The organism is Deinococcus sonorensis KR-87 (assembly GCF_040256395.1).
GTDB lineage: Bacteria > Deinococcota > Deinococci > Deinococcales > Deinococcaceae > Deinococcus > Deinococcus sonorensis.
In genome coordinates, this window is record NZ_CP158298.1 from 295917 (window position 1) to 320799 (window position 24883).

22 protein-coding genes are annotated in these 24883 nt (G+C 70.2%); 11 read left to right on the top strand and 11 right to left on the bottom strand.

The features are described from left to right. Positions 1 to 314 precede the first annotated feature (314 nt). Complete coding sequence (locus ABOD76_RS04605; protein WP_350241879.1) at positions 315 to 1106, bottom strand: nucleotidyltransferase domain-containing protein; 792 nt, start codon at positions 1104 to 1106, stop codon at positions 315 to 317. A 451-nt stretch (positions 1107 to 1557) separates the two neighbouring features. On the opposite strand from ABOD76_RS04605, the gene ABOD76_RS04610 reads away from it, so the two are divergent. Then, positions 1558 to 2388, top strand: a complete 831-nt coding sequence (locus tag ABOD76_RS04610) for a GNAT family N-acetyltransferase (RefSeq protein WP_350241881.1) — start codon at positions 1558 to 1560, stop codon at positions 2386 to 2388. Between the two features lie 84 nt (positions 2389 to 2472). Here ABOD76_RS04610 and ABOD76_RS04615 read toward each other — a convergent pair whose 3' ends face one another. Beyond that, positions 2473 to 2658 carry a hypothetical protein gene (locus tag ABOD76_RS04615; RefSeq protein WP_350241883.1) on the bottom strand — a complete coding sequence of 62 codons (186 nt, stop codon included), beginning with the start codon at positions 2656 to 2658 and terminating at the stop codon, positions 2473 to 2475. A gap of 194 nt (positions 2659 to 2852) precedes the next feature. Between ABOD76_RS04615 and ABOD76_RS04620 the strand changes: the two genes are divergently transcribed. The 4 genes from ABOD76_RS04620 to ABOD76_RS04635 all read left to right on the top strand — a co-directional run bounded on the left by ABOD76_RS04620 (position 2853) and on the right by ABOD76_RS04635 (position 9289). Next, on the top strand, positions 2853 to 3593 hold the full coding sequence (locus ABOD76_RS04620; protein ID WP_350241885.1) for an aminoglycoside N(3)-acetyltransferase: 741 nt from the start codon (positions 2853 to 2855) through the stop codon (positions 3591 to 3593). Between the two features lie 412 nt (positions 3594 to 4005). After that, a complete protein-coding gene (locus ABOD76_RS04625; RefSeq protein WP_350241887.1) occupies positions 4006 to 5850 on the top strand; it encodes a S8 family peptidase in 1845 nt (614 codons plus the stop codon). Between the two features lie 459 nt (positions 5851 to 6309). Continuing rightward, the gene (locus ABOD76_RS04630) at positions 6310 to 7215 is read left to right on the top strand and encodes a LacI family DNA-binding transcriptional regulator (protein ID WP_350241889.1); all 906 of its coding nucleotides are present in this window, start codon (positions 6310 to 6312) and stop codon (positions 7213 to 7215) included. Further along, entirely contained in the window at positions 7139 to 9289 is a 2151-nt protein-coding gene (locus ABOD76_RS04635; protein WP_350241891.1) for a sensor histidine kinase, read from the top strand. Before ABOD76_RS04630 ends, ABOD76_RS04635 begins: the two co-directional genes overlap by 77 nt. A 468-nt stretch (positions 9290 to 9757) precedes the next feature. On the opposite strand, the gene ABOD76_RS04640 is transcribed toward ABOD76_RS04635, so the two are convergent. Then, positions 9758 to 10372: a hypothetical protein gene (locus ABOD76_RS04640; protein ID WP_350241893.1), complete on the bottom strand. Its 615-nt coding sequence runs from the start codon at positions 10370 to 10372 to the stop codon at positions 9758 to 9760. 325 nt (positions 10373 to 10697) lie between these two features. Here ABOD76_RS04640 and ABOD76_RS04645 point away from each other — a divergent pair, with 325 nt between their 5' ends. The 3 genes from ABOD76_RS04645 (at position 10698) to ABOD76_RS04655 (ending at position 11582) form a co-directional block, all read left to right on the top strand. Then, on the top strand, positions 10698 to 10985 hold the full coding sequence (locus ABOD76_RS04645; RefSeq protein ID WP_350241895.1) for a helix-turn-helix domain-containing protein: 288 nt from the start codon (positions 10698 to 10700) through the stop codon (positions 10983 to 10985). A 23-nt stretch (positions 10986 to 11008) separates the two neighbouring features. Beyond that, positions 11009 to 11215: a hypothetical protein gene (locus ABOD76_RS04650; protein ID WP_350241897.1), complete on the top strand. Its 207-nt coding sequence runs from the start codon at positions 11009 to 11011 to the stop codon at positions 11213 to 11215. A 190-nt stretch (positions 11216 to 11405) separates the two neighbouring features. Beyond that, entirely contained in the window at positions 11406 to 11582 is a 177-nt protein-coding gene (locus ABOD76_RS04655) for a hypothetical protein (protein ID WP_350241899.1), read from the top strand. Between the two features lie 150 nt (positions 11583 to 11732). Here the strand turns inward: ABOD76_RS04655 and ABOD76_RS04660 are convergent, their stop codons facing one another. Both ABOD76_RS04660 and ABOD76_RS04665 read right to left on the bottom strand, forming a co-directional pair. Continuing rightward, entirely contained in the window at positions 11733 to 12968 is a 1236-nt protein-coding gene (locus tag ABOD76_RS04660; RefSeq protein WP_350241901.1) for an aminopeptidase, read from the bottom strand. A gap of 395 nt (positions 12969 to 13363) precedes the next feature. Continuing rightward, positions 13364 to 14905 carry a cation:proton antiporter gene (locus tag ABOD76_RS04665; protein WP_350241903.1) on the bottom strand — a complete coding sequence of 514 codons (1542 nt, stop codon included), beginning with the start codon at positions 14903 to 14905 and terminating at the stop codon, positions 13364 to 13366. A gap of 150 nt (positions 14906 to 15055) precedes the next feature. On the opposite strand from ABOD76_RS04665, the gene ABOD76_RS04670 reads away from it, so the two are divergent. Further along, a complete protein-coding gene (locus ABOD76_RS04670; RefSeq protein ID WP_350241905.1) occupies positions 15056 to 15217 on the top strand; it encodes a hypothetical protein in 162 nt (53 codons plus the stop codon). 198 nt (positions 15218 to 15415) lie between these two features. Here ABOD76_RS04670 and ABOD76_RS04675 read toward each other — a convergent pair whose 3' ends face one another. From ABOD76_RS04675 to ABOD76_RS04695, 5 genes are all read right to left on the bottom strand, one after another. Then, positions 15416 to 16696, bottom strand: a complete 1281-nt coding sequence (locus tag ABOD76_RS04675) for an AMP-binding protein (protein WP_350241907.1) — start codon at positions 16694 to 16696, stop codon at positions 15416 to 15418. A gap of 321 nt (positions 16697 to 17017) precedes the next feature. Beyond that, entirely contained in the window at positions 17018 to 17575 is a 558-nt protein-coding gene (locus ABOD76_RS04680) for a phosphatase PAP2 family protein (protein WP_350241909.1), read from the bottom strand. A gap of 347 nt (positions 17576 to 17922) precedes the next feature. Beyond that, a complete protein-coding gene (locus tag ABOD76_RS04685) occupies positions 17923 to 18861 on the bottom strand; it encodes a homocysteine S-methyltransferase family protein (protein WP_350241912.1) in 939 nt (312 codons plus the stop codon). 395 nt (positions 18862 to 19256) lie between these two features. Next, a complete protein-coding gene (locus ABOD76_RS04690) occupies positions 19257 to 19625 on the bottom strand; it encodes a hypothetical protein (protein WP_350241914.1) in 369 nt (122 codons plus the stop codon). Between the two features lie 67 nt (positions 19626 to 19692). Further along, entirely contained in the window at positions 19693 to 20826 is a 1134-nt protein-coding gene (locus ABOD76_RS04695; protein ID WP_350241916.1) for an ArgE/DapE family deacylase, read from the bottom strand. Positions 20827 to 20875: 49 nt separating this feature from the next. Here ABOD76_RS04695 and ABOD76_RS04700 point away from each other — a divergent pair, with 49 nt between their 5' ends. Then, positions 20876 to 21544, top strand: a complete 669-nt coding sequence (locus ABOD76_RS04700) for a GntR family transcriptional regulator (protein ID WP_350241918.1) — start codon at positions 20876 to 20878, stop codon at positions 21542 to 21544. 546 nt (positions 21545 to 22090) lie between these two features. On the opposite strand, the gene ABOD76_RS04705 is transcribed toward ABOD76_RS04700, so the two are convergent. Further along, positions 22091 to 22690: a hypothetical protein gene (locus tag ABOD76_RS04705; RefSeq protein ID WP_350241920.1), complete on the bottom strand. Its 600-nt coding sequence runs from the start codon at positions 22688 to 22690 to the stop codon at positions 22091 to 22093. A 766-nt stretch (positions 22691 to 23456) separates the two neighbouring features. On the opposite strand from ABOD76_RS04705, the gene ABOD76_RS04710 reads away from it, so the two are divergent. Then, positions 23457 to 24833, top strand: a complete 1377-nt coding sequence (locus ABOD76_RS04710; protein WP_350241921.1) for a hypothetical protein — start codon at positions 23457 to 23459, stop codon at positions 24831 to 24833. Positions 24834 to 24883 lie beyond the last annotated feature (50 nt).

Below are 24883 nucleotides of genomic sequence, written 5' to 3' on the forward strand. Positions count from 1 at the left end.
TGCTCTGGTTAAGCCAGCCGGGCGAGATCGTTCAGCACGACCTGACGGCCGCCGCCCGGCCCGCGTTGCTGCGGTTCAAAGCGGCCCCACCCATTCGTGGCCAGGGTGGGCGTGTCCGCAAGGTGAGATCGTTGGCGCCGTAGACGAGCGGTGCTGCGGCCGGAGCCGCAGGTGCAGAGGGCGTGGACGGTGCGGTGGCGACCAAGGCCATGCTGCAAGCCAGCACCAGCAAGGTCAGCAGTCCAGTCATGGACGCTCCAATGCAGCACCGCCAGCTTTTCGCTGGCAGTCAGGTGAGCTGGGTTGTTTCTGCTTCAGTCTTGAGCGCTGCTGGACGTGTACCCAGCCGCTTCGATCCGGTGGCGCACCTCAGTCACCACGTTGACTGCCTCTTCAGAAAGTGCAGCCTCCACTTCCTGCGCGGTCAACGTGTACAGCGTGAGTGTGGTTTCCCCACGTTGTCGGAGGCTACTCAGGTCCTCAATGCCGGCGGCTTTGCGATGCAATCGACTCCAAGCAGAGGTTGGTCCCATCGCTTCCCAGACCTGAGCTGCATAGGTATTGCCACTGTCCGCAAGCACCCCCCGCCAGACGGCCATCGCCACCATCATTGCGTTCACCACTTCTGTCGTCGCTGACCAAGTCCGGGCCGCGTCACCACGGGCCAAACCGCCCAGCAGTTTGTGAATAACTTCGGCTTGGTGCGTCACCACTTCTGCAGCGAACGCTTGGCCTTGAAGAGCGACCTGAGACCATTGAAAGTCCTGCGCAGCGCGTTGCAGGCGCACGACCACGCCTTCAGGGTCATACAGGGCATGGAGGCGACGCAACGGCATGACCGCCCGCACCGCGCTTTCCGGATGCGTGAGGTCCTGTATGCGGGCTTCAACGTGCTGACGATCAATGCTGACGAGCAGGCCGTCACGATAGCCGAGCCACTCGCTGGTCGGTTCGCTCTGCGGTACGTAACACACCAGATCAAGATCACTGTACGCATCCGCGTTTCCACGGGCGTAACTGCCAGAGATTGCGACCGCTCGAACGGGTGCGTGACGTATCTCAGCGAGGAGACGTTCAAGCAGAGGGGAAGGGAAGGAAGGGGACATACCGTACGGTAGCCAGCGTCGAACACATTGCCTATGGGACGGATGACCTAGCGCGCATTTTGGAAATTACGCCGCGTGGGCCGTGGCGCTGACGGCGGCGCACTCACGGCGGACGACACGGCAGAGACGGGCGTGATGGCCAGACACGCGGCCGTCTCTGCGGCGCGCGACGCCGCTCACCCACGAGTTCGGCGGCGGGGCCAGCCTGCGCGAAGGCGTCCTGGCGCGCCTTCCACGATGCGCACGTGGCGACGCAGCACGTCGCCCTGGGCACCACTGCGGCGGGCCTCGCCTCCGCCCGTGGACAGGCACCGCCCCCGTACCTCCAGGAGAGGACTTGAGCCGACGTGGCCCGCGTGCGGTCGAGGGCCACCGTAGTGCAGTCCAACGAACCGCGACGGCCCACGCAGATGCCGGGACGGCCGGGACCCATCCGCGCTACGCTGGACACTTGACCACGTACACCTTTGACCATGCGACGCCAGCCACCCTGGAGCCCTACGCCCGCTTCATGGAGGCGTCCGCGAACCTGGCCGCCCTGCAGGAGCGCCTGGCGGATGGCCGGCTAAGCTACACGCACCTGCGCCAGATGCACTCGGACCGCGGGCTGGAAGGCGTCTGGATCAACGGCCCCGGCCCGGTCATCGTCCCCCGGGTTCGCCTGGAGCTGGAGGCGGCCGGCCTGCACGCGCTGGCTGAGCACGTGATGCGCGCCGCCCCGGACAAACGCGTGATCCTCACCGAGGGCGCGGCCCCGCTCGCGTCAGCCCCGTGGGCGGCGGCCGGCTGGACCCGGGACACGCACGCGGTCATCGCCCAGACCGACCTGACCGCCCGGCGCTGGCCGCTGGATCCGCGGGTGCAGGAGCGCCCGGTCTCCGACCTGCTCAGCGGGGACCTGCTGGCACTGTACGCGGCCCTGGTGGAGGTGGGGACTATCGGCGACACCGGGGAGATCGACCCAGCCATTGCCTTTGCGGAGGACGTGCAGGACGAAGAGCAGCGCCTGTTCGTGCTGGTGGAACACGGGACGGTGCTGGGCGCGGCCCTGCTGACCCCGGCCCCGCCCGGCACGCGCGGCATTCACCTGCTGGGGATCCGTCCAGATCGCCGGGGCGCCGGTCTGGGCCGCGCGCTGCACGCGCACCTGCTGGCGGTCGCCGCCCAGACGCACCAGCGACATGGCGGAACCACCGAGTGGGACAACCATGCCATGCGGCGCATCTTCGAACGGAACGGCGCGGTGCTGCGCGAGCAACAGCAGTTCATCCGGGGCGTTTGAGCGTCCGAGCACCGCGGCGCCAGCATGGCCGCCCACGCGCGGCCGCCGTCCCGTTGCCGCTCCCATTCGGGTGAGCCTCACCGCTCATGGCGCGCCGAGCGGCACCGTGGTCACCAACAGGCCGGCGACGTGGCCACCGCCACCGGTGGCCACCACGACCCCCTGCTCCAGGTCCAGCCAGACCTGCTCGTATGGCCAGTGCCGCACCGCCCACGCCGAGCCGCGTCCGGACTGACCATCCTCACTGGCGGGCGTGGGTGCACGCCCCATGGCCATCGTGTACGCCCCCATACTGGAGTGGGGTGAACCGTCCGCCTCAACGGCAACGGCGCGCCGCTCGGTGGAGTCCGTCACGCCGTGGGCGGTCGGGCGTGCCGGCCGGTTCCGTGGGTGGCCGGTTGACCGTCACTTGCCACTCGGGCAGGCACCGGGGCCTCCGCTGGGCCCACGGAGGAGGAGCTGGGATGAGCTCAACCGTCACACGTGAGACGCTGATCCGCGATCTGCAGTCGCTCGGGGTGCACCCGGGTTTGACCCTGATGGTGCATGCGAGCCTCCGCCGGCTCGGGCCGGTGGAGGGCGGTGCGGACGCCGCGCTCGACGCCTTGTTCTCGGTGGTGGGCCCGACCGGGACCGTGCTGATGCTCCTGGCCGCCGATGACCGCGTTCCGTTCGACTCGCTCGCCAGTCCGGCCGACCCGGACGTGGGCGTGCTCGCCGAGCGCTTTCGCACGCGGGCGGGCACGCGGGTGAACGATCACGCGGCGGCGCGTTTCGGGGCCAGCGGCCCGGGAGCGTCCGGGTTGCTGGAGCCCGCCCCGCTGCATGACTACTACGGGCCCGGGTCGGTGCTCGAACGCTTTGTCGACGCGGACGGTCAGGTGCTGCGCCTGGGGGCGGACCCCGATACCGTCACGCTGACCCACTGGGCGGAGTACCGGGCGGACATCCCAGGCAAGCGCCGCGCGCGGCGCCGGTATGTCCACGCGGAGCTCGGCGAGCAGTGGATCGAGGGTCTGGACGATACCGATGGGATCCGGGAGTGGAGCGGGGGCGACTACTTTCCGCAGATCCTGCTGGACTTCCTGGCGCAAGGCCACGCCCGGACAGGCACGGTCGGCCACTGCACCGCGGAGCTGTTCTCTGCCCGGGCGTTCACCCGGTACGCGACCGGGTGGATCGAAACCCACCTGGCCGCACCCTGAGCGGGCCCGGCCCCGACCGCCTCTGACGCAGGCGTCGCGACCGGTGAACTGTGGGGAGGGACCGCGCGGCTGGTCGTCACCGCGCCTCAGCCCAGATCGTCCGGTGCGCCCTTTGACGGCCCCGTTCAGGACAACAGCGCCCGGCCCGGTTCCGGCGGTCCATTCGCCCGCGGGCAACGTCGAGGCTGAACCCGTCCCCGGGAAGCACCTGGCCTGAGGGGCAGGGCGCGGGCCCAGACGGAGTCGCACCTTCCAGAACCCGCGTGAGCACGACGGTGCCGCGCTGGGCCCGCGCCCGGTCCGGCCGGTCTGTCATTCCCTGATCATCCTGCGTTTTTTACCCTGAGCTCGCGTTCAGAACACGGGCGTCAGATTCGTTCGAAATGGACCGCCACGCGCGGTCGGAGGTTATATGAAGCACAGGACATGGTCTGCCGCCGGGGCTGCGCTGCTCAGCGCGACGCTGCTCGCCGCGTGTGGCGGCACCCCTCAACCCGGCCCTCAGGTGGGCCGTCACAGCATGTCCGGCGTGGTGAGCGTGCCGGGCGCCGGAACTGCATCGGCGAGCGTGGAGACGCGCGAGCGCCCCCAGCCCTGGCTGCAGTCGCGCCGCCAGGCGGCCGTGCCGGGCGAGTACCTCGTGCGGTTCAAGCCCGGAGTGCGGACGCAGGCGCAGGCCGCCGGTTTGAGCGCCGCGGGCGTGACCCTGACCCGGCAGCCGGGCCGCGGCGTGTTCGGGTACCGGCTGTACCGCGCTTCCGGCAGTTCGCTGGCGGCCCAGACGGCTGAGCAGGTGCGCGCGGCGCTCGCTGCGCGCGCGGACGTGGAGAGCGTCGTCCCGAACCTCGTGCTGCACGCCTACAGCGTACCGAACGACACCCTGCACGCCCTGCAGTGGGACCAGGCGATGATGAACATGCACGCGGCCTGGGACGTCACGACCGGGGCGGACGTGACGGTGGCCGTGGTGGACACGGGCATCGTGATCCACCCGGATCTGGACGGCAAGGTGCTGCCCGGCTACGACTTCGTGTCCGACCCCGCGAGCGGCGCGGATGGCGACGGTCGTGATGCCGACCCCACGGACGAGGGAGGCGAGTCGGACTACCACGGCTCCCACGTGGCAGGCACGGTGGCGGCGAGCGCCAACAACGGCGAGGGCGTCGCGGGCGTGAGCTGGGGAGCAAAGATCGTGCCGGTGCGCGTGCTGGGCTCGGCGGGCGCCGGCTCGCTGATGGACATCCTGGAGGGCCTGTGGTGGGCGGCGGGCGGTGAGGTGGAGGGGGTCCCTCAGAACCCGCATCCGGCGAGCGTCGTCAACCTCAGCCTGGGCGGCAGCTCCGCGTGCACCGCGGACCTGCAAGGCATCTTCGACGAGCTGCGGTCGTGGGGCGTGACGGTCGTCGCGGCGGCCGGCAACGAGAACGAGGACGCCGCTGGGGCGTTTCCCGCCAACTGCGCGGGCGTGATCGCCGTGGGCGCGGTCGGACCGGACGGCAAGCGGGCGCCGTACTCCAACCACGGGCCCCGGGTGGACGTGATGGCGCCCGGCGGGAACATGAACCTCAAGATCAACGTGGGCGGCAAGTCGTATCCCGCTGGGGTGTACTCGACCATCCTGAACGAGCAGGGTGAGCCCGTGTACGCGCCCTATCAGGGCACGAGCATGGCGGCCCCCCAGGTGTCGGGCCTCATCGCGCTCCTCAAGGGGCGGGAGCCGAACCTCACGGCAGCGCAGGTGCTCGCCCGGCTCAGGGCGACGGCGCATCCGCTGTCCACGGCCGACTGCGGCGTGGCGAACGGGTGCGGCGCGGGCGTTGTGGACGCTGCCGCCTTCCTGAAAGGCGTCGCCGAGCCGCAGCCCACACCGGTGCCCCCGCCGCCCACGGGCGCGCTCAAAACCCTGGTGTTCGCGCTGTACCTGCGCGGTGGGGATGTGAACGACGTGGACGCCAAACGCAGCCAGTGGGCGGAGGTGGACGCGGTGCGGCTGCGCAGCCCCTACCAGCTGCGGGACCTTGAGGAGGGCACCTACGCGGCCGTCGCGTGGCAGGATCTGGACGGGGACCTCGAGATTGACGATGGCGAGCCGGTCGGCGTGTACCGCGACAAGGTCAACCTGCGCGTCGAGGACCGCACGGACGTGAACATCGACCTGGCGCCCTTTGAGACCCGTGCAGCAGCCCTGTCGGTGGGGCAGGACCGCGCTGCCCTGAAGCGCGTGATGCGCGAGGTGCTGCAGGCGACGCGCCGTTGAGGGGGGGAGGCTGGCCACTTGACCTGGGCCGGGGCGATGTCTTCACCAGAGGTCGACCCGAGGTGCGGAGATGGGGAGAGCGACACGTTCCGGTCCTGCCGGACGGACAGCGGCCAAGCTCCAACACGTGTCAGCCCCTGCTTCCCTGGCCCACCGGACGCCTGAAGCGTTCATGCGGCGGTGCGCGACGCCCCTGGCCCGATTCGCGGTCGACCACGCGCCCTGCGCCGAGTCTCCCGTCAGGTGTGTCCTCGAACCTGGGCCAGACCACCACACCCTCCATCAGTGCCGTCGGAGGACGACCCCGAGGAAGCCCGCCTGGCGGACGTTGACGGTCTGCCGTGGCCGCTCAACCGTCCCGGGTGGCTTGCCTGGTCATGATGACCGGCACCACGCCGCCGGTGGGGCTCCCCTGCCGAGGTGAACCGCGCGGGCGGGTGACCACCTGCGCATGAACAGATGAAGGACCGCGTCTCGTGCCCTGATGGAGAAAAGTGTCAGGGCACGGTTTTTAGGATGCAGAGGTTGATGAGTGATTCCCAGACCGGTCCAGCCCACCCGCCCGCGCGCAGTGTTGCGGTCATCACCGACTTTGTCTTTCATTACTACGCCGCCCGGCTGCTCGCGGGGGTGAAGTCGGTCCTGCAGGACCATGGCGTGCCCATGACTGTCTACATCGGGGGCCCCCTGGTGGTGGGCGAGCAGGGCTATGCGCAGTCCAGCGCCATCTATTCACTGATTCGTCCGGAACGTCACCGTGGCGCCCTGCTGTTCTCCCTGCCCCTGAGTCTGCGGCAGGAACCGGACGAACTGCTGGATCTGGTGGCCCGCCTCGCCCCGCTGCCGGTGGTCAGTGTCGGAAGGTCCCTGCCTGGTGTGGTGTCCGTGGAGGTCGACAACCGCACCGGGATGCAGGCCCTGATGGATCATCTGGTGGGAACCTGCGGGTACACGCATCTGGCGTTCGTTCGCGGTCAGCGGGGCAACAACGATTCCGCGGAGCGTGAGCGGATCTTCACGCAGACGCTGCGCCGTCATGGCCTCGCGGTGGACGAGCGGTCGTTCATCGACGGCGAATTCAGTATGTTGCGGGCCCAGGAGGCCACGCTCGCCTACCTGGAGAGCGGGGTCTCCCCGGAGCTCCAGGTGCTGGTGTGCGCCAATGACGACATGGCCGAGGGCGTGATGCGTGGGGTGCGCGCCGCTGGGAAGCGCATTCCTGAAGACATCGCGGTGGTGGGGTTCGATGACATGGAACTGGCGCGCACCACCCTTCCCCCTGACCACCGTGCGTCAGCCGGTGTTCCAGGAAGGGCAGCTGGCGGCCCGGAAGCTGCTGTCGCTGCTTCAGGGCCACTCCGCTGAGGATCTTGAGACGCTGCAGTCCACCCTGGTGGTCCGCGAGTCCTGCGGCGTCGAGGTGCGCGCCCCGGACCGGCCGGTCCAGGCGGCCGCCACCAGACGGGAGGCCCCGCCCGCAGCTCACCTGAGCTCACCGGTCCGGGAGGCCCTGGAACAGGCATTTCGCGTCTCGCTCCTGGACGAGGGCAATCAGGACTTTCTGTCGTTGTGGCGCGCCACCGTGATCACGGCCGTGCACACCGAGGGCGGCGCTGGCGAATGGGCTGACTTCCTGAATTCGTTGACCGAGCGGGTGCGCGCGGAACTGCCGGACGCGCCGCAGGAACGCTTCGGTCAGCTCACGCTGCGGGCCACCCAGATGGTGCTGGATGGCGTGCACAACCTGCGCGTCACCCTGCGCTCGCAGGAGGAGCAGCGCAGCCTGCGGGTCGCCCGGATGTTCGCCACACGCACCAGCGACGACCTGTTCACCGCCGTGGGCGAGTACCTGGACCACCTGAAGGTCAGGCGCTACATCCTGGCGCTGTACGAGCCGTACAGCCAGGCGCCCGCGCCATCCGCGCGGGTGGTGCTGGGCCAGGGCACAGGCGTCCCGGTGGACCGCGCCCCGTTTCCCTCCTCCAGCCTGCTGCCCAGCAGCATGGCCAGCGAGCTGCAGCGCGGCAGCGTGATGGTCGCGCCGCTGTACGCCGGCGACCTGCAGTTCGGCTACCTGCTGTATGACCGTCCGGATGCGCTTGCCGACGAACGCGAGGGCATTCTGCGGCTGTACTTCGATGATGAGACCCCGCTGCGCATGATCAGCCACGCGCTGCTCTACCAGCATGAACGCGCGAGAACGGAACGGCACGCGGCGGAACTCGAGCAGCAGGTTCACCGCCGCACCGAGCAGCTGCGGGAGGCGAATGACCACCTGCAGCACAGCGAGGGACGCTTCCGCTCCCTGGTGCAGAATGCGTCGGACCTGATCATGGTGCTGGACGCGCACTTGCGGGTGCTGTACGTCAGCCCCGCCGTCGAAGTGGTGTTCGGACACGCGGCCCCGGCGATGCTCGGGCAGCAGGTGCTGGACCACCTGCCGGCAGACCAGCATCACGGCGTCCGTGAGGTGGTGGCGGACCTGGTCTCCAGTGGCCTGGGCAGCAACGTGCGCACCGAGTTCCAGGTTCTGAACGCGGCCCGCGAGGCGCGCTGGCTGGAGGGACGGGTGACCAACCTGCTGACCGACCCGCATGTGCAGGGCCTGGTGGTGAACGCACGCGACATCACCGAGCAGATCCGCACCCGTGAGGCGCTGAGTGTCAGCCAGCAGCAGCTGATGTCCAGTGAACGCCTGGCCAGTCTGGGCCGCCTGACGGCCGGCCTGGCGCACGAGATCAACACGCCGCTGGCCGCCACCATGAACTACCTGCACGTCGCCCGCGGGCTGGTGCAGGAGTACCAGGGCTCCATCGGTCACGCCGGGGTCACCGACGCGGATCACCAGGAGATCGCCAGCGAGACCCTCGCGGCCCTGAACGAGGCCGGCAAGACCACCGCACGCATCGGGGAGTTCATCCGCCAGATGCGTGGCCATACCCGCGATACCGTCAGTGGCGTGGGCTCGTTTGACCCGTTCAAGCTCGCCTCGGATACCCTCACCATGGTGGCGCACGAGGCGCGCGCCGCACAGGTGGACCTGCACCTGGAGTTCTACCCGCTGCCGCTGCGGCTGCGGGGCGAACCGGGACGCTTCACGCAGGTGCTGACCAACCTGGTGATCAACGCCATTCACGCCTGCGAGGGACGCGCCGGGGCCCGGCGGGTGGACGTGCGCTTCCTGGAGCAGCAGGGAGGTGTGGACCTGCAGGTGCAGGACAACGGCAGCGGCATCGCCCCGGAGGTGATCGGGCACATCTTCGACGCCATGTTTACCACCAAAGAAGCCGGCAAGGGCACGGGGCTGGGGCTGGCCATTCTGCATGACATCGTCCACGGGCATTTCGGCGGCACCACCGAGGTTCAGACCGAGGTGGGGACCGGCACCGTCTTCACCGTGAGGTTTCCAGCGCGTGAAGGAGCGGCACAGGCTGGGTGAGCGGTGGCCCGGAGCGAGTGGCCGCACCCCGCTGCGCCCATGACATGCTCTTCCCAGTCATGAGCCCCATCGTGAACCTCCGGCAGCAGTGATGAACCGTGCGGCGTACCGGTTCATCACCGCTGCCGGATCGGGCGACATCCGGATGAAGACTGGTCCCCTGCAGCGCATCGACCAGCCCTGGGGCGCGGTGTGCGGCGTGGCCCCGGGTGACTCCGCCTCCGGTCGCGGCGCGAGACGTCCGGGAACCCTCAAGGCAGGGGTGGGGCGCCCGTGTGCGTCCCTCAACCAGCGGCAGGATACGTGTGGGGGCTGCGGCGTGACCCGGCGCCCGCCACGTCCCCTGGGGTGATCCGCGCCAGTGCGGCGCCGAGGCGGACCCTGCTTCCCAGCCCGGCGGCACTGTGGGCCGGCAGGTTCTGTCCTCACCTGTTCGAACCAGCAGTGGCGCGTTCACCGGACCGGCGCTCAGGGCGAGTTGAAGAAGCCGGCCGGCAGCACGCTGCGCGCGTTGTTGAGCGTCAGGTTGCCCTGCACCCAGTACGGCAGCCGCTGCCGGGCGTTGCTGTAGGTCAGGCGGGCGTCGTCGTTGACGGTCATCACGGCGTTCCAGCCCTGCCGCAGCGTCAGGTCGTAGCGGGTGCTCAGGCCGCGGCACTGGCCCTGGATTGCGGCCGCCCGGTCGCTGTACATCCAGCGCACCGTGCGCGACGGATTCGCCGGATCGTCCGCCTGAATCAACGGCCCCACCACCCGGTTGAGCGCCTTGCTGTACAGCAGCATCGTCTCGGCCTGGTAGACCCTGGGGTGGGCGCTGAGCGTCGGGCCGTCGCAGATCTCCAGCGCCGCGAGCCGGCGCGGCTGGGTGTCGGGGACCTGCAGGTAAAAGTGGTCCCCGGTGAGCGGCGCCAGACCCGCCACCGTGCCGCTGGCAACGCTGGTCAGGAACACGTACACGCCGCTGCTGCTGCCCATCAGGCGGGACACGACCGCGGGGTTGGCCAGTTGCCCCTGGATGCCCAGGGCGGAGGCGGGCGGGGCGAAGGCCAGGCCGAGCGCGACGAAGACAGGAAGCAGCTTCACGCCTGCAGGAAAGCGCAGCGCTGTCAGCTGGCCTTCAGGTGACGTGCCGCGGCGCACGCCAGCGCCCCCGTCAAGGGCGTGCTACGCGCCCGCTCCGCCAAGGACAACGTCACCGCGAGGTGCCCGGCTGGCCGAACGCTCTCGGAGGCGGTCGAATCGGTCGGCAAGGCGGGTGGAGATGGCCCGGAGCGGCGGGGCGGCGCCCTGACCAGCGGACTCCGCGCACGATCCTGTCTGGCCCGCCGGGTCCACGCACCATCACTCCGCCATTCGCTGTTCAACACTGGGGGTGTCCTTTGAAAACGCATGACCGCACACTCTGGGCATGACCGCGTCTTTTCCCCCGCCGTTTCAGGTGAGCACAGCCGCTCAAGCCCAGGCGCTGCTGGACTTCACCTCCGGGGTCCGCCTGCTCGAGCAGTTTATGGACCCCGCCACGCCCAGCCAGGCCGCCCGCGCGCTGGCCGAACCCGCCAACCGCGTCACCTCCCACGTGCGCAAGCTCACCGCGGCCGGCCTCCTGCGCGTCGCCCGGCGGCACGGAACGCGCGTCCACGACCAGGTGGCGGCCCATACCTTTCACGTGCCGCGCGTGCTGGTGCCGCTGTCCTAACCGCTCTCGCTGATGAGCCGGCCATGCGGGAACTGACGCGCGGCTACGCGCAGGCCGTCATCGGGTGGCAGACGCGCCGCGACACGCAGACCCCCGAAGTGGACAGCGCCTACCCCACCGTGCAGTTGGACGGCCGCCAGCAGGTGCACACGTCCGAGCCGGAGGTCCGGCCGCCGGACGGCCCGCACCCGCCGTCGATGCGGCTGCGGACAGTCCGACGTCACCGCTGAGCAGTACCGGCAGGCGCAGGACGCGCTGGACCGCCTCCCGACGGACCTCCCGGGCCCAACCGACGGCTCCGGCGGGACGCTCAGCACCTTCGTGGTGCTGAGCTTTGCCGGTGCGCTGCACGACACCTGAGCCGCCCCCTTCCGGCTGTCCACCGTTCAGGCGGGCTGACCGGCCCGCCGAGGAGCACCCATGTTCTCAGAAGCACACGCCCCGGCTGCAGTGAACCACCACACGGCCCTGCTCAAGACCGCCGCCGAGCGTGCCCGGCGCACACCGGCCGTTTCGCTCGGGAGGCGACTGGTGATCTGGCGGTGGGTGCCGGTCCCGCTGCCCTTCCCGGTACGGACGCGCCGGGCCCCGCGCTGACCCAGCTCCGGCCGCAGCTGCGTTCACCCGCGACAACGCAGGCCTGCCGGGTACGGCGGTCGGCACACTGGGCGTCCCGGTGCGAGGTCACCAGGCCGCCACGGCGCCGGGCAACCTTCAGGGCCCGGCAGTGCCAGCGTGGTCCAGTGCTCAGCGGACCCAGTCCCCGCCGCGCATCAGCGGCTCACGCGCCCCACGGTCGGTGATGCCGTCCACGTCCACCTCCGGGCTGCCGAACATCACGTCGACGTGCGTCAGGCTGTCGTTGCCGCCGAGCGCGGCGATGTCGCCCGGGCTCAGGTCGCGGCCGCGCTCGAAGTTCTCGCTGAAGGAGAACCCGAACGCCAGGTGACACGCGACGTTCTCGTCGTACAGGCTGTCCAGGAAGAGGGTGCCGGTCGCCGCGACGGGAGACCGGGTGGAGACCAGGGCGATTTCCCCCAGGAACCGCGCGCCGTCATCGGTGTTGAGCGCCCGCTGCAGGGCCTCCTCGCCCCGCGACGCCCGGGCGTCCACGATGCGGCCGTCCTCGAAGCGCAGTTTGATGTTCTCAACCACCGTGCCGGACAGGCTCAGCGGTGTGGTGGCACGCACCGTCCCGCGCACCCGCGCGCGGTGGGGCGCGGTGAAGACCTCCTCGGTCGGTAGGTTGCCGGCGAACAGCACGCCGGACGGCGTGGGGGAGGCGCCGCCGACCCACAGGTGGGTGTCGGCCAGGCCAACCTCCAGGTCCGTGCCGGGCCCGCGAAAGTGCACGGCCCGGTAGCGGCGCGCGTTCAGCGTGTCGGCGCGGCGCGCCAGGTCCGCCAGGTGGTCCTGCCACGCCCGCAGCGGATCCGGCGCGTCCACCCGGTTGGCCGTGAACACGTCGTTCCACAGCCGCGCGAGGGCCGCGTCGACCGGCAGGTCCGGGAAGACGCGGGCCGCCCAGGCGGCGCTGGGGGCGGCCGCGCGGCACCACGCGAACGCGTTGCTGCGCATCCGTTCGGTGAACGGCTGCAGCGGACCCTGGCGGCCCCGGCGCTCCCGGTCGATCCGGTCCGGGTCGATGTCCGTCAGCAGGGCCGGGTCGTCGGACGTCACGTGCAGGAACGCGTCCCCCCGCTCGGCGGTGTCCCGCCACAGGTCCGCGCGCCACGCTGGGAAGGTGGCGAGCGTCTCGGGCGCGGCCTGCTGGAACCGGATGCGGGTGGTGGCCGCGTCGTTCCAGATGACATTCACCAGCGGCGCGCCCGCGGCGTACGCGTGGCGGGTGATGCGCCGGGCCAGCGGGGCGCATTCCAGGTCAATGCTGAGCAGCAGGCGCTGCCCGGGCTGGAGGTTCACGCCGATGTGCACCAGCAGCGCGGCGTACCGGTCGAGGCGGTCTTCGAAGGTCAGCGGCATCCCCCCACCATAAACGGAACCGGCCGCGGTGTGCACGACGTCCCGGTGAGGTCCAGGCCGGTGCCGGGCAGGCCCCCTCCCCTGCCCGGCACCCTCCGGTTGCGTGGGGCGCTGGAGGCCCCGGCACGCGGGTCCTTGCACCAGGGCGCGAGGTGAGGAGGGTGGAGGACGGTTCGGCCACCCGGATGGCGTGCTCTTCCATGTCTGGGCCAGTACCTCAGCGTCCAGGGATCCGCGGGACGGCGGCTGAGCGCGCTCAGGCCGGATGACACCGTCCACGCTGACTCGCAGTCCACCCGTACGCTGCGGGAAGGCGACGCGCACCGGCGGCCGGCCTGAGCCCGCTGTCGTCCCTGCCCGTGGGCGAGCGCGCACCCCGTTCCCGCTGCAGCGGCTCACACCTCGGGGGCGGTGGCCGCGGTGGTGCTCAACTCCAGCCAGTCCAGCTCCTCCTGCACCAGGTGGTACGCGTCGTCGCCGATCTTCCCGCTGCGGCGCAGCTCGTGAATCGCCTGCCGGGCGGCGCCCACCGTCTGCCGGCGCAGCGCGTTGTCCGGCGAGTCGTGCGGATCCTCGCCGATCCACGCGCGGCTCAGCTGCTCGCGGTACTCCAGCTGCAGACGCTGCGCAGCGGCCGAGTCGTCGCCGTCCAGCGTGCGCATCGCGGCCTTGAGCGCCATCTTGCGGGCCAGGCGCACCTCCATCTCGATCACCGTGTCGGGCGGCAGGCGCAGGAAGGCGAGCAGCGGGCGCAGGGTCAGTCCCTGCACCACCAGCGTGCCCAGCACCACCACGAACGCGGTGAGCTGCATGAAGTCCCGGTGCGGGAAGTCGGCTGGGAGCGCGGCGGCGGCGGCCAGCGTGACGATGCCGCGCATGCCGGCCCAGCCGATCACCAGCCCGCCCCTGAGGGTGAGCGGCGCGGCGACCGCCTGCCCCCGGCGGGCCGGCCGGGCGGTCGGGCGGGCCGTGAGGCTGTAGGTCATCACCCACAGCAGGCGCACGACGATCACCACCGCCAGGATCACCAGCGCCGCGCGGAGCAGCTGCGCGAGCTGCGGCCCGTTCAACGCGTCCACGATCGGCCGCAGCTGCAGGCCGATCAAGGTGAAGGCCAGGACGTTCAGCACGAACGTCACCGCCTCCCACGTCGCGAAGGTCGACACCCGCAGCCGCGCCGCGAGGTTCCCGCGCCGCCCGGCCGTCACGCCGAACACCACCGTCGTCACCACCGGGGACAGGCCCAGGCGCTCAGCGGCGATCCACAGGCCGAAAGTCAGCACGAACTGCACCACCACCGAGGTGGGCGCGTCCTCGATCGCCGCCACCAGCCACCCGGTCGGCCAGGACAGCAGCCACCCCACCGCCACACTGCCCACCACCACCAGGGCGAAGGTCGGCAGGGCGCCCGCGACACTGAAGCCCCCTGCGGTGACGGCGCCCACCGCCAGCGTGTAGATGAGCAGGGCGGACGCGTCGTTCAGCAGGCTTTCCCCCTCCAGCACCTTGCGAATGCGGTGGGGCGGGTTCACCTGCCGCAGCACCGCCAGCGCCGCGACCGCGTCGGGCGGCGCGAGCAGCGCGCCCAGCGCCACGCCGGCCGCCCACGGCAGGTCCGGCAGCAGCTGCCGGGCGGCGAACGCCACCGCGAGCGTCGTGAGGCCCACCGCCACCAGCACCAGCGACAGCACCGGATGCCAGTTGTCCCGCAGGTCGCGCAGCGACGTGTCGTACGCGGCGTCCAACAGGACCGGCGCGACGAACAGCGCCAGAATCAGGTCCGGCGCGAGGCCAAAGCGCGGCACCCCGGGGAGAAACGCGATCAGCGCGCCGCCCACGGCCAGCAGGGTGGGGTACGGAATGTTCAGGCGCCGCGCGGCCAGCGACAACAGCGTCGCGCCCAACAGCAGGCCCAGAATCGTTTCAAACACCAGCATGCACGTCTCCCCTCCTTTCGAGGTGAAGTCATCTTGGCATCTGGTCCGTGGACCGCGCGGCGCCGGGGCCCTCCATCGGACCTGGGGCACGCTGGAGCGCCCCCCTCACGTGACGCCGCTCAGGCAGCGGCCAAGCCGTAGCCTCGGGGGATGCCCCGCGTGCTGACCCTCCTCACTGCCCTGAGCATCCTGACCCCGGGTGCCGCGGCCGTCCGGTGGAGCGGCGGCGCGCACCACCGGGGCCGACCACCGGCACCCGGTCCGGTGGTCCCGCGTCTCCCGGTGCCGCTGTGGCGTTCGGCGCGCACCTGAGGGACGTGTGAGCCCGGCCCTGGACCTGCGCGGGGCGATGCCCGGCTTTCAGGGCGCGTTGTCGTCCCCAGACCTGCTCAGGTGGTGAAGCGCGGTCTACGATCGGCTCGCCGCCAGGACCGCCTCCCCTGCTTTCGGACGGCGTGGCTGGCCGGGCCCCTGGAGGCCCGCGTTCCAGGACCGGCGCCCAGGGTGTGTTCAGCGGGGGGCGCGCAGGTCCAGCACGCGCTGGAGTTTGCCGCCCTCGCTGCGCGGCAGGCTGCCAATTTCGCACAGCTCACAGCCGATCGTGACGCCGACCTGCGCCTTGACCAGCCGGACGACTTCCTGGCGCAGCGCGGCGTCCACGCGGGCGCATTCTACCCGCAGCAGCAACTCGTCCATCGCGCCGCTGCGTGACAGCACCAGCTGGTAGTGCGGGCTCAGGTCCTGCAGGTGCGCGAGCACCGCCTCGATCTGGGTGGGGTACACGTTCACGCCGCGCAGGATGATCATGTCGTCGCTGCGGCCGCGAATGCCGTCCATCCGGCGCACGGTGCGGCCGGTCTTGTTCTCGCCGGGCAGCAGGCGGGTGATGTCGCCGGTCCAGTAGCGCAGCAACGGCATGGCGGTGCGGGACATGGACGTGAGCACCAGCACCCCGTATTCGCCGTCCGGCAGCGGCTCTTCTGTCTGGGGGTCCACGATCTCCGGGTAGAAGTGGTCCTCCCACAGGTAACTGCCCTGCTGCTCGCCCGCGTCCTCGTTGCTGACCCCCGGGCCGATGATCTCGGACAGGCCGTAGATGTTGGTGGCGCGCACGCCCAATCGGGCCTGCACTTCCTGACGCACCGCCTCGGACCACGGTTCCGCCCCCAGGATGGCGTACTGCAGGCTGATGGTGCCTGGGGTGTGGCCGCGCCGCTGCAGCGCGTCGGCCAGCACCAGCGCGTAGCTGGGCGTGCAGGCGATCACCTCCGGCGCGAGGTCCTCGATCAGCTGCACCTGCCGTTCGGTGTTGCCGCCGGAGGCGGGGACCACACCCACGCCCAGCCGTTCGGCGCCCGCATGAATGCCGAGCCCTCCGGTGAACAGGCCGTACCCGTAGGCGTTGTGGAACAGCATGCCCGGCCGCGCGCCCCCGGCGTGGAGGCTGCGCGCGACCACCTCGGCGAACACCTCGAGGTCGTGCTCGTCGTAGCCCACGACCGTGGCCTTGCCGCTGGTGCCGCTGGACGCGTGGACCCGCCGCAATTCGGTGCGGCCGACCGCCGCCAGGCCGAACGGGGCGTGGTCGCGCAGGTCGCGTTTGCGGGTGAAGGGAAAGCGGCGCAGGTCGTCCAGCGTCTTCAGGTCCGCGGGGGTCAGGCCGGCCGCCGCAAACTTGCCCTGGTAGGCAGGCACGTGCTCGTGCAGGCGCTCAACGGTGGCCTGCAGCCGCTCCAGCTGCAGGGCGCGCAGGACAGGCAGCGGCATGGCTTCTGCAGCGGGATTGAACATCGGGGCCTCCTGAGGGATGCCGGCTGGGCGTGAGGGTGAGGGCGCGGCGACCGGGGCGGGTACACGCCAGGGCAGCAGCGTTCCCCGGAAACAAAAGGGGCGGGCGGGGAGGTGCCCGCGTCCATGCTACGGCGTGACGCGGGCCAGAGGTGCGTGAGCGGCGCGTGCCTCGGGCCCCGCGGCTGCCCAGGACGCGGCACGGTCCACCGGACGTGGACGCCCGTCGTCTCCACTTCGGCCCTCCCGCTCAGGAGACGAAGATGACCCTTCCTGGCGGAGTGCCTGCCCTGCTGGAGTTCGGCGAAGTCCTCAGGCGCCACTTCACGTGGGCGTGCCCTTCTTCGGTGGGCGGCCTGGCAGCACTGGACGCTCCCAGGCGGGCGAGAACAGCACCAGCGCGGCCAGCGCCAGGCCCAGTCCGGCGAACGCGAGGCTGCCCAGCACGTCCAGCGTGTGGTGCGCGCCAATCGCCAGGCGGCCCAGCATCACCAGCAGCACGCCGACGATGAACAGGGCCAGCCAGCGCCGGTCCAGCCACCACACCCAGCCGGCCAGCAGCGCCGCGATCAGGGTGTGGTCACTGGGGAAGCCGTTGTCGGACGAAGCGTGGGTCAGCGGCGCGTAATGCTCGACCATAAACGGCCTTGGATCGTGCACCAGGTGCTTCAGGACCAGCGTCAGCAGCCCGGCGATGCCGAGGGAAGCCACCATCCGCGCCACCTGAAGCCAGGTCACGCGCCGGACCCGGGTCAGCCCCAGCACGACGAACACCGCGATCAAGACGAACAGGAGGGACGCGGCACAGAACACGGCCAGCGCGGAGAGCAGCGGGCTGTGCACCGCGACCGAATGCAGGGCGTGTTGAAGGGGATCGGACATGGGACGACGGTACAGGGAAACACGTCGCGCCCGCGTATAGCGGCACCGACCGGGGATCGTCCGGCGTGCGTTCCCACCTGACCCCTGGGCCAGCCACGCCCAGCCGCACCGGCGGTTCGGCGATCAGGGAGGCGCACGTGGCGAGGCAGGCTCCTGCAAACCGAGGGGGAGTCCGAAGCCTCCGCACTGGCGGGAAAGAACGGTTGAACGGAGCGCCCTGCACGGCTCTTAGGCTCCGCTGTTGACTCCATCAACCGCGGCATCTTTTCGGAAAGAACAGAGGTCGCCCCGCTGGAAACGACCGCCCAGACGCTGACGTCCACTCCAGGCGCTGAATCGGTTCGCCGTCAGGCCGGGCCAGGGAGACTCGCGCACGCCTCGGCAATGGCCGTGACATGCCGCAGATCCGTGCCGCAGCACCCACCGAGGACCGTGATGTGTGGATGCCGCTCGAGCAGCTGACGGTAGAGGTGCCCGAGTTCCGCCGGGTCCCCGTCGTCGAGTTCCGTCATGACGTCCAGTTCCGCGTGGCTGCACCGCGAGGCGTTGGCGCGCACGCCACGAATCCGGCGCGCCCAGGGGGCAGCGTCGTCCAGCACGGCAGCAAAGTGGTCCGGATGGGCGCAGTTGATCATGAAGTAGCTGGGGTACCCTCCGGTCGCGGCATCGACGGCCTGCACGGCGTCCATCAGCGTTTCGCCGCTCGGGAGGCGCCCGTCGGTCTCCACCGTGAACGACACCGCCACCGGCAGCTGCACCGCGGCCGCCGCCACCGCGATCCCGGCCGCCTCGTTGACGGTGGTCATGGTCAGCGCCGAGAGCATGTCGACCCCCGCCGACGCGAGCACGCGCACCTGATGCCCATGGTAGTCGGCGGCCTCCTGAACGCTCATCCGCTGGCCGGGCACATAGCCGTCGCCGCGGGGACCGACGCACCCGCTGATCACCGTCAGGCCGCTCATGAACTCCGCCCGCAGGCGGGACAGCAACTCGACGGCCGCGACGTTGAGGCGGTCCAGTTCCGGTAGCGTGAGGCCCAGGGGCGCGGCCCAGTCCGGGCTGGCGCGCCACGTGGCGCTCTCGAGGATGAATCCCGTGCCGAGGCGGTGGGCGAGCTCCAGATACGGGCGGTAGTACGCTTCGAGCGCGGCGCGGCCCTCCGCATGGCCGAGCAGCACCACCGAGGCGAACGAGGGAAGCTCGATCCCTCGATTGAAGAGCAGGTCAGTCTCCAGCCCTCCATCGGTCAAGACGCGGCGCGTGAGCTGAGGCAGCAGTCCGGTCATATCGTCCTCCACCCATGAACAGGGACGGGGCAACGTCGTGCAGCGAGGAGATCAGCGTAACACGGCGGCTTGGCGGGCGCGTGCAGGGTTCCCCACCACCCGGGGTGCTGGAGCCGTGAAGCAAGGGGCGGGCGGCCAGGCCCATCATCCGGGCTCCGAACCGCACGTCGGCACCGTCACCGGCCACCGCCCTGGACTGGCCCACTGCCCGGGCGACAGGACCCGCATGCAGGCGGTGGGAATCCACCACGCGGCCAGCGGTCAGGGGTGGGCCAGGCGTTAGGTTGAGGAACTTCGCCTCTTTGCAGGTGGTGTGCCCCGCCACGCGCTGCTCGCCCTGCCGGGTCCGTTAAGCGGACGCGAGGTGTGCCGTTGGCCGATGCGGCCGCACCTGCTCACTGCGGCCCGCGCAGGATGCGGGCGTACGCTTCAGGGTCGGTGGCGCCTTCGGTGGAGATGACCAGGACGGTGCTGTCCGGGCCGAGGCCGAGCCGGGTCCGGATGGTCGCGGTGTCCTCCCCGCGCAGCAGGGCCAGCAGCCCGCCTGCCCCCGCCGCGCCGCTCTCGCCGGACACCACCCCATCCAGGGCCAGCAGCCGCATGGCGTCCTCGGCCTGCTGGTCGGAAATGGCGATGGACGCGCTCAGGCCACCCTGCAGGGACGGCCAGGCGAGCGGCGAGGTGGGGGGCGCGCACCAGGGGCGTTGGGTGGTAGTCCGGCAGCCGCTGGTGGAAGGCCAGCACGGCGGGATCGGGGCGGGCACTCATGGTCATGGGCGGCGTGGGCTTGAGGTAACGGCGTGTGGGGTCTGCGGTCATGCGAGTCTCCGGTCAGGCGCAGAACGCCTGGATGGTGGCGGTGAGCGTCCGGCGGCACTGCTCGACCGAGGCGAGGTCGACCCATTCCTCGGTCGCGTGGGCTCCCGCGCCGCACGGGCCGAAGACGACGGTGGGAATGCCGGCCGCCGCCAGGAACGCCGAGTCCATCCAGAAGGTCTGGCCGATCACCGTGGGCGCGGTGCCGAGCACCCGGGTCGCCGCCGCCTGCAGCAGCTGGACGATCGGCGCGTCCAGCGTGACGCTGAACGGGTCGCGGGCGAGCGTGAGATGATGCTCGGCCCGGAAGGTCGGGTCGGCCCTCAGGGCGCTCAACAGCGCCTCCAGCTCCTGGGTGACGGCTTCAGGCGTCTCGCCCGGCAAAGTGCGGCGTTCGACCTGCAGGGTGCAGCGTTCGGGGTAGCTGGACAGTTCCTGCCCGCCGCGGATCAGCGAGGCGTGCACGCTGGCGTGGCCGAGCAGCGGGTGGGCCGGTCGGCGCGCCAGGTCCCGCTGCAGGCGTTCGAGCTGCCCGAGGACGCGGCCCATGTGGGCGATGGCGTCCACCCCGAGGTCGGGGCGGGAGCCGTGGGCCGCGCGGCCGTGGGTGGTGATCTGGTGCCAGGTGAAGCCCTTGTGCGCGACCGAGACGCCCAGTTCGGTCGGCTCGGTGACGATGGCCGCGTCGGCGCGCACGCGCTTCAGCACCGCCTGCATGCCGAGGCTGGCGTGTTCCTCGTCGGCGACCGCCGTGAGGATGACGTCGCCGCGCACGCCCGCGTTCCGGGCGTCGAGCAGCGCCATCAGGGCGGCCGCGAGGCCGCCTTTCATGTCGTAGGTGCCGCGGCCGTACATCCGGCCGTCCTGGATGACCGGCTCGAACGGGCGCGTCATCCCTTCGGTGCCGACGGTGTCGAGGTGGGCGTTTAGCATCAGGGTCCGGCCGCCTCCGGTGCCCTTGACCGTGGCGATCACGCTGAGGCGGCCGGGCGCGGCTTCGTCGAGGTCCGCGGGGATGCCGTGGCGGGTGAGCCAGTCGGCCACGAAGCGGGCGATGGGGGCCTCGCCCGCGCCGCCGGGCACCAGGGCGGGGTTGGTGGAGTCGAGGCGAACGAGGGCCGCCAGCAGGTCAGTCAACCGCTCAGGCATGGTGATATACTACATGGCACCGCCCGAGCCGGTACCATGGACCGCGAGCATGCCGATTCCCCCCACCGCACCAAAACGCGTCCGTACGCTCGCCCGCGAGGACGTGTACAGCCAGCTGAGCGGCTGGATCATCGACGGCACCCTCGCGCCGGAGGAACCGCTGCGGGATCAGGACATCGCCCTTCAGTTGGGCGTGAGCCGCACCCCGGTCCGCGAAGCGTTGCGGCGCCTGGAGGACGAGGGCCTGGTCGAGACGGCCCTGAACCGCTGGACCCGCGTCGCGCCGCTGCGGGCCGAGCAGGCCGCCGAGCTGTACCCGGTGGTGGACACGCTGGAGGCCCTCGCCCTCCGCCTCGCTTCGCCCAGCCTCACCGCCCGGGACCTGGCACGTCTGCAGCAGCACCAGCAGGACCTGGGCCTGGCCCTGCACCAGCGCGACCCCCAGGCGGCCGTCGAGGCGGACACCGCCTTCCATGCCGTCTGGACCGACCAGTGCGGCAACCAGGAGCTGCAACACACGCTGCGCGGGCTCAAGCGCAAACTTCGCCGCATCGAGCTCGGGTATTTCAACGCCGCCGCCTCCGGCGCCGCGTCGCTGGACGAACACGCTGCCGTCATCCACGCGCTGCTCGCGGGCGCCACGGACGATGCGGTGCAGGCCCTTCACGCCAACTGGCAGGGCAGCCTGGAGCGCCTGATGCCCCACCCGACGAAGTAAACCGGAGGCCAGCTGGACCTCGGCTAGGCAGAGATGAGCAGAGTGCCGCCTGGCCAGTCGTTCCGCTCAGTCGCTGCTGGTGTTGGTCTCGCCGCGAAGGCCATGGTGACCCGCGAGGTGCTGCCCGAGCGATCGGGCGGACAACCTCCGCTCTGCCACGGCCAGGAGACCGCCTGCCAGCGTTCACCGCCCATCACCACCGAACTGAACAGACGTGGAGGTCCAGCCGGGCGTCTGCCGCGCTGACCAGTCGGCCGGGCAGGCGCAGTGACGCAGACGGGCCGCGGCGAAAGGGAGCGACCGTGTGCACGGGGGACGAACGTGGCAGCCCGATCAGGGCAGGGCCGCTTCCTGACGTGTCCGGCGCGCCGCGGCATGTCGTTGGAGGCGGCATGCCCCTGAGTGGTTTGTGCAGCGATCGAGCCTCGTGCCCAGCCCGATGCTGCACAACCGGGCGTCTTGAAGCGCCGGCGACCTCTGCCCTAGAACAGCGTCCGGTGGTGGCGTCTCCGCTCAATCTCCGGATCGGTCCGTCTCCTCGGCCGGTCAGCGCTGGGGCGCCTGGCCAGTCAGGACGCCCTGGGTGCTGAGCCAGGAGGCCCACCGGGCGATGCCCTCCCCGCGCGCGTTCGCCACCGGATGGGCGTGAACGCCGTTCGCGCCGGTCAGACCCAGGCTGTAGAGGGTGCCGAGCACGTCCGGCCGGTGGAGGATCGCCACGCCCCCCGCCGCCCAGTGATCAACGGTGGCGCGCAGGCAGGCGGCCACCAGCCGCTCCGCCAGCCGGTCGTCGAGCAGCATCCGCCAGAGGGCGTCCGGTGTGGCGGGCACGTCGACATACCCGAGGCGCCCCAGGTGCCGCAGGGTCTCGGGCTTCATCTGCGCGCGCCCCAGACTGAACGAATCCACCGGCCGGCCACAGCACCCCCCGAGCAGCCGCCACCACCCGGCCGCCACGGGCCCGGGCAGGCGGAGCCCGAAGCGGACCGCCACGTCCTGCATCGCGTCCCAGCGGTCAAGGCGGGCATGCTCATCAATCAGCACCCCGGCGATCAGTTCGGCGGGCACTTCGAACGCCTCCGCGGCGGCGTGAAGGCGCGCCCGGGTCTGGGGGTCCAGCCGGACCAGACGTGGGTGGACGCTCACTCGGGCGGGGGTAGGCGGACGGAGCACGGGCGGGGCAGACAGGGTCATGATGGAGCCTCACAGGATGGCGGCGCAGCTGAGTTCAGAGGCCGCTGCTTGGCCACCGGCGCTTCTGAACTGCCCCGACCGTACCGTCCGGTGATGGAGACGCGGTGCAGATCCGGCAAGACTTGATGCAGACCCGCCGGGCCACGCGCAGCAAGGAGGCCTCATGCGGGCAAACGGTGCCGAGGCAGGCGATCATCTCCGCAGCGCCGATCCCGGGGCAGACCTCGTGGCCGGGCCGTCTCCCCACCAGGGGCGAAGGCCGCCGTGCTGGCTTTAGGCGCACCTGCAGGCGGGAGCAGGAGCTCTGCACGGCGTGGCATGGTGAATCGGTGCTCCGCCGTGCAAAGACCGCTCGCTCGGGCCCGCCCCGTCCGGGCCCTCGCCTCCCCCGATCGGACGCAGACTGTGGGGACGCGGGCAGGCGGTTCGCAGGGGCGGGCCTTGGACGTCCGGGAGGAGGCGGTGGTCCACAGCACCGCCGCGCTCAGGGACACCGCACGGCCTTGCTCACGGACACCGCGTTGCCTTCAGGCGGGGCGCGGCAGCGCAGACCTCACGGGCCGCGTAGGATGGAGCGTCCACTCAGACGCTCCGGCGTGCGTCCGCCGGGACGTGGTGCTGTACTGGGGGCCGCAGGGCGTGGCAGGACTCCAGGTGGCCGTCCCGTAACACCATAAATTTTCCTAAAAAGTTTTTCATAACTGCTACCTTTCCGAGGATGCGATTCCTCGGCCAGCTCTCCGCCCTGACGCTGATGTCTGCCTTGCTGTTGACCGCCTGTGGCAGCACCGGACCCGGCACCCCCACCGACACGACTGGCGCCACCTTCACCCTCGCCGTCGAACCTGACAGCCTCGTCGGGCTTGTCGGGGAACGCACCACCGTCCAGATCGTGGTCACCCCGCAAAACGGGTTTACCGGTGAGGTGACCGCAACACTGGTGAATCCCCCCGCTGGTGTGACGGCCGCTCCGGTGCACGGCAACGTTCAAGGCGCCACCACACTGACCATGCAGCTTCAGACGGGCGGAGTCTCCGGCGTCCCAAAGTTGAACGTCGTGGTCAGCGGCAAAGGCGTATCGAAAACGAGCCATCTCGCTCCATACCTCTACCGTTCGGTCGCCATGCCGACCGACGCAGGTTGTGATAGCTGCCAGTTGATTAACGGTGCGACGACCATTCATGACGGCACCTATTGGATGACCCCTGGTCCAACCACGCCGACTGGTACCTCACCCCTCATCGGCGTCAATCTGGCTACAGGAGCGGTGCAAACCACCCAGTACCCGTTGGGCGTCTCTGACGACCACTCCGGGCTGACCTTCACACAGAACAAATTGTGGATGGTCGTCAACAACGGCTTTCATACGCGTCTGCTCGGCGTCAATCCAAAGGACGGATCCGTCACCTCTGTTCCTATAGGCGACGATGATGGTGTGATCCATACCTTGGACTCGCTGGTGGCGCTTCCCGATCAGCGGCTCGCTTTTCATTATTCGCGAACGGACGACTATGTCGTGTACACGACATCCATCGGTATTTACTCACCCGCCGACGGATCCATCAACCTGTATCCCTGGGAGGGCACCTTATGGCCTCTGACCGTTGCTCCGGATGGCCAGATCTGGGCCCCGAACTACACTGATGACGGGACAAGGACGACGACCGTCAGCCTGGTCCGTTTTAATCCCACGACCCATGTGTTCACCAGCTTTGACGTCGGGAGTTTTGATAGCCATTTATCGTCAAACCTGGCCATTACGAAGAATGGGGACGTCTGGTCCGTCGATGAGCGCGCATCGACCATCCATGTGCTGCACCCAGCCAGCAAGACATTTGATCACTTCAACTTCGACACGTTTTCGCGCGGCAATTTTCAGCTGTTCGCAGCGGGAGACGCTGTGTTCCTTCGCTACTTAGACTTGGACAGCTTTTCCGAGCAGATCGTGCAGCTGTCCGCACAGCCGTCCGGCCTAAAGGTTGCTGCCGTGCCGACCCTGGGACCCAACAAGTACCTCTCGGGTGTGGCGGTGGGCGCCGACGGGTCACTCGCGTATGAAAACGGCGGGAAAGCGTACCTGCTGCCCTCGTTCTGAGATACGCTGGTGCTCCTTCGGGACCACTCTTTTATTGGAAAGTGCACACT

Coding starts and splice junctions, on each gene's coding strand:
- ABOD76_RS04645 (WP_350241895.1), top strand. CDS start 10,698: ATGACCGCGTCTTTTCCCCCGCCGTTTCAGGTGAGCACAGCCGCTCAA.
- ABOD76_RS04665 (WP_350241903.1), bottom strand. CDS start 14,905: ATGCTGGTGTTTGAAACGATTCTGGGCCTGCTGTTGGGCGCGACGCTG.
- ABOD76_RS04710 (WP_350241921.1), top strand. CDS start 23,457: ATGCGATTCCTCGGCCAGCTCTCCGCCCTGACGCTGATGTCTGCCTTG.
- ABOD76_RS04670 (WP_350241905.1), top strand. CDS start 15,056: ATGCCCCGCGTGCTGACCCTCCTCACTGCCCTGAGCATCCTGACCCCG.
- ABOD76_RS04625 (WP_350241887.1), top strand. CDS start 4,006: ATGAAGCACAGGACATGGTCTGCCGCCGGGGCTGCGCTGCTCAGCGCG.
- ABOD76_RS04675 (WP_350241907.1), bottom strand. CDS start 16,696: ATGTTCAATCCCGCTGCAGAAGCCATGCCGCTGCCTGTCCTGCGCGCC.
- ABOD76_RS04615 (WP_350241883.1), bottom strand. CDS start 2,658: ATGGGGCGTGCACCCACGCCCGCCAGTGAGGATGGTCAGTCCGGACGC.
- ABOD76_RS04695 (WP_350241916.1), bottom strand. CDS start 20,826: ATGCCTGAGCGGTTGACTGACCTGCTGGCGGCCCTCGTTCGCCTCGAC.
- ABOD76_RS04650 (WP_350241897.1), top strand. CDS start 11,009: ATGCGGGAACTGACGCGCGGCTACGCGCAGGCCGTCATCGGGTGGCAG.
- ABOD76_RS04660 (WP_350241901.1), bottom strand. CDS start 12,968: ATGCCGCTGACCTTCGAAGACCGCCTCGACCGGTACGCCGCGCTGCTG.
- ABOD76_RS04685 (WP_350241912.1), bottom strand. CDS start 18,861: ATGACCGGACTGCTGCCTCAGCTCACGCGCCGCGTCTTGACCGATGGA.
- ABOD76_RS04630 (WP_350241889.1), top strand. CDS start 6,310: ATGAAGGACCGCGTCTCGTGCCCTGATGGAGAAAAGTGTCAGGGCACG.
- ABOD76_RS04605 (WP_350241879.1), bottom strand. CDS start 1,106: ATGTCCCCTTCCTTCCCTTCCCCTCTGCTTGAACGTCTCCTCGCTGAG.
- ABOD76_RS04620 (WP_350241885.1), top strand. CDS start 2,853: ATGAGCTCAACCGTCACACGTGAGACGCTGATCCGCGATCTGCAGTCG.
- ABOD76_RS04700 (WP_350241918.1), top strand. CDS start 20,876: ATGCCGATTCCCCCCACCGCACCAAAACGCGTCCGTACGCTCGCCCGC.
- ABOD76_RS04655 (WP_350241899.1), top strand. CDS start 11,406: ATGTTCTCAGAAGCACACGCCCCGGCTGCAGTGAACCACCACACGGCC.
- ABOD76_RS04680 (WP_350241909.1), bottom strand. CDS start 17,575: ATGTCCGATCCCCTTCAACACGCCCTGCATTCGGTCGCGGTGCACAGC.